The 3,228-nt window shown below is 62.2% G+C and carries 3 protein-coding genes; 2 read left to right on the top strand and 1 reads right to left on the bottom strand.

All coding sequences use genetic code 11. The annotated features are described in order from the left end of the window. Positions 1-200 precede the first annotated feature (200 nt). Both tnpB and tnpC read left to right on the top strand, forming a co-directional pair. Complete coding sequence (gene tnpB / locus VL15_RS38735) at positions 201-599, top strand: IS66 family insertion sequence element accessory protein TnpB (protein WP_080971133.1); 399 nt, start codon at positions 201-203, stop codon at positions 597-599. A 62-nt stretch (positions 600-661) separates the two neighbouring features. Continuing rightward, positions 662-2,179 carry an IS66 family transposase gene (tnpC, locus tag VL15_RS38730; RefSeq protein WP_048252168.1) on the top strand — a complete coding sequence of 506 codons (1,518 nt, stop codon included), beginning with the start codon at positions 662-664 and terminating at the stop codon, positions 2,177-2,179. A gap of 429 nt (positions 2,180-2,608) precedes the next feature. Here tnpC and VL15_RS38725 read toward each other — a convergent pair. Further along, positions 2,609-3,228, bottom strand: a 620-nt coding sequence (locus VL15_RS38725; RefSeq protein WP_048252167.1) for an IS66 family transposase, incomplete at its 5' end; no start/stop codon positions are given.

Below are 3,228 nucleotides of genomic sequence, written 5' to 3'. Positions count from 1 at the left end.
CCGCTGAATGCAAGCACAGTTGTAGATAATCCGAGCACGCGGTTTCGGCCAGTTGCAATTATTTCGAGCAGGAAACCGCGTCGATTGCAAGCATGGCCGGTTTCAAATGCAAGTCGCTATACCTATCAGCGATCACCAGCCACCCACCAGGCCCGGTGACAACACCCCCCGGATCATGACTGCGACTGGGGGCGGGAATCATGCCGGGCCTGGCTGGCCAAAACCCCGATTATCGGGGCGTGAAGATAGTAACGGGGGCTGCGGTGATTCACATCGAGGCGATCTGGCTGGCGACGGAGCCCATCGATATGCGCGCCGGCGTCGATACGATTCTAGCCCGCGTGGCGAAGGTGTTCGGCGCGGCGCGTCCGCACCATGCCTACCTGTTCGCCAACCGGCATTCGACGCGCCTGAAGGTACTGGTGTACGACGGATTCGGTATCTGGCTGGCCGCGCGTCGCCTGAGCAAGGGGCGGTTCATCTGGACGAACGGGGAGCAGGCGATCGCCACGGCGCTGAATCCAGAGCAGTTGCGCGCGCTGGTGACCGGACTCCCGTGGCAGACGCTCACCCACGATCACGCGATTACGGTCGTGTAATACCCCCGAGGCCGTAAACTGGTTTGCTTCCGTGGCGGGTTAGGTTCTGGCAGACTGGCCGCATGAACCGACCCGCCAATCTCGACGCCCTGAGCCCCGACGAACTGCGCGCGCTGGCTGCGCAGTTGATGGCTCAGATCGGCGAGAAGGACCGGGAGCTGCACTACCGCCAGACGTGCATTGACCAGCTCACCCACGAGATCGCCGCGCTCAAGCGCCTGCAATTTGGCAAGCGCAGCGAGCAGTTCACCGCCGAACAGATGAGCCTGCTCGACGAGGCCATCGACGCCGACCTGGCCGCACTCGAAATCGAGTTGGAGCAGTTGCAGCCGACGCCCGCGGACAAGCAACGGCAGCAGCCCAAGCGCGCGCCGTTGCCGCCGCACTTGCCGCGTACCGACATCCATCACGAACCCGACGACATCACGTGCTCCTGCGGTTGCCGGCGCGTGCGCATCGGCGAGGACATCAGCGAGAAGCTGGACAATACGCCGGGCGTGTTCACGGTCGAGCGCCACATCCGCGGCAAATGGGCCTGCAAGGCGTGCGAGACGTTGGTTCAGGCGCCTGTGCCGCCCCATGTGATCGACAAGGGCATTCCCACCGCCGGGCTGCTTGCGCAGGTGCTGGTCGCCAAGTACGGCGACCACTTGCCGTTGTATCGCCAGGAACGCATCTTCGAGCGCGCCGGCTTGGCGATAGCGCAATCGACGCTGGGCGTGTGCGGCGTGCGGTTGCAGCCGCTGGTCGACGCGCTTCACGAAGTGCTGCTCCAGCAGGACGTGCTGCACGCCGACGAGACACCGGTGCAAATGTTGGTTCCCGGCAAAGGCAAGACGCAGCGCGCATACGTCTGGGCGTACGCCACGACGCAGTTCGCCAACATGCGCGCGGTGATCTATGAGTTTGCCGACAGCCGTGCTGGCGAACATGCTCGCGCGTTCCTCGGCGAGTGGCGTGGCAAGCTGGTGTGCGACGACTACAGCGCCTACAAAGCCGGATTCGAGTTGGGCATCACCGAAATCGGATGTATGGCGCATGCGAGACGGAAGTTCTTCGAACTGCACGCCAACCACAAGAGCCAGATTGCCGAGCAGGCGCTGAAATACTTCGGCGCGCTTTACGATATCGAGCGCGAGATCGCGGAACTCAAGCCCGATCGCAGACGTGAGGTTCGCCAGGAGCGCGCGCGGCCGATCGCCGATGGCTTACAAGAATGGATGGTTGCCCAGCGCAAATTGGTCTCCGAGGGATCCGCAATCGCCAAGGTGCTCGACTACAGCCTCAAGCGCTGGGAGGCGCTCACACGTTATCTGGTCGATGGGCATGTGCCCATCGACAACAACTGGTTGGAAAATCAGATTCGTCCGTGGGCGACGGGACGCTCGAACTGGTTGTTCGCCGGTTCGCTGCGCGCCGGGAAACGGGCCGCCGCGATCATGAGCCTGATTCGATCGGCGCAGCTCAACGGCCATGATCCCTACGCCTATCTGAAAGACGTACTCAATCGACTGCCGCCCCACCGTGCCGACGACATCGCCGCGCTGCTGCCGCATCGCTGGGCACCCGTCGCCGCTTGATTGACGGCAATTTACGCCGAGGGGTGTCTTCGCCGGACGCTTACGAATCGCCCGCAGTGCGATCGAGAGCAAGGAGCGACTGGGGCGTCATCGGTGGGTTGTGGAGCACGCGCATGCCTAGTTTGCCGGATTTGACCCTGCCTCGTTTTCACGTACAGAAACTCATACGGCGATCAACCTTGATTCATTCAACAACGCCGCGTTTGGCCAGCGCTTTTCTGAACTGGTCCATAACCGCCGCATTCTGCCCCGGGACTTCGGATTTGGGCTTGTTGACCGTAAGCGCGCAATTCAGCACACGTTATGAGGGGCGGCATGCAATCGACAGACGAGCGTAGCCGCACCGCGGCGGTCGAGATCGACCGGCGATGTCTGTGGCGTGGAGTTCAGTGTGAGCGCCGAGCGAGCGATCGGCACTCGTTCGGCGCGTCAGCTCACGCTCTCCGCAGCTTGCCGCTTAGCGTAGTTGAACGGCAGCAGGTCGCTGATGTCGGCATCTGGTGCGCGCTGCGGCAACTCCGTCAGCACGTGGAGCAGATACGCATACGGTTCGGCACCGCAGGCGCGGCACGTCAGAACCAGGCTGTAGACCATGGCACTCGCTTTCGCGCCGGCAATGGTGTCGCAATGCAGCCACGACTTTCTTCCGGTACAGAACGGTCGGATGTCTCGTTCAATGACGTTGTTATCAATTGGGGCCATCCCATCCGTCACGTAGCGACTCAGGTACAGCCATTGGTTTCGGCAGTAGCTGATCGCCTTGCCAAGCAGGCTCTCGGGCAGTACTTTCGGCGCCAGCTCGTCGAGCCATGCCTTGAAGGCATTGAGCAGCGGCACGCTGTGCTGCTGCCGCAGGCGATATGTGTAGTCGACACGCGTTTCGCCATCTGGCAATTTGCCCTTGGCGAGAGCCTCGACCTGATACAACGCCTGGAAGTACTCGAGCGCCTTGGCGACGCGCGGGCTGGGCTTGTTATTTTGTCCCTTGAGAACGTTGGTAAACGCCCGTCGCGCGTGTGCCATGCACCCGAAGTGCGTCGCCTTCTTGA

The sequence above is a fragment of the Burkholderia cepacia genome, assembly GCF_001039005.1.
In the GTDB taxonomy this organism is placed as follows: domain Bacteria; phylum Pseudomonadota; class Gammaproteobacteria; order Burkholderiales; family Burkholderiaceae; genus Burkholderia; species Burkholderia theae.
This window is presented reverse-complemented; position numbering and strand designations above follow the sequence as displayed.

Excerpts from the sequence above, each read along its gene's own strand:
- tnpB (WP_080971133.1), top strand. The coding sequence starts at position 201 with ATGCCGGGCCTGGCTGGCCAAAACCCCGATTATCGGGGCGTGAAGATA.
- tnpC (WP_048252168.1), top strand. The coding sequence starts at position 662 with ATGAACCGACCCGCCAATCTCGACGCCCTGAGCCCCGACGAACTGCGC.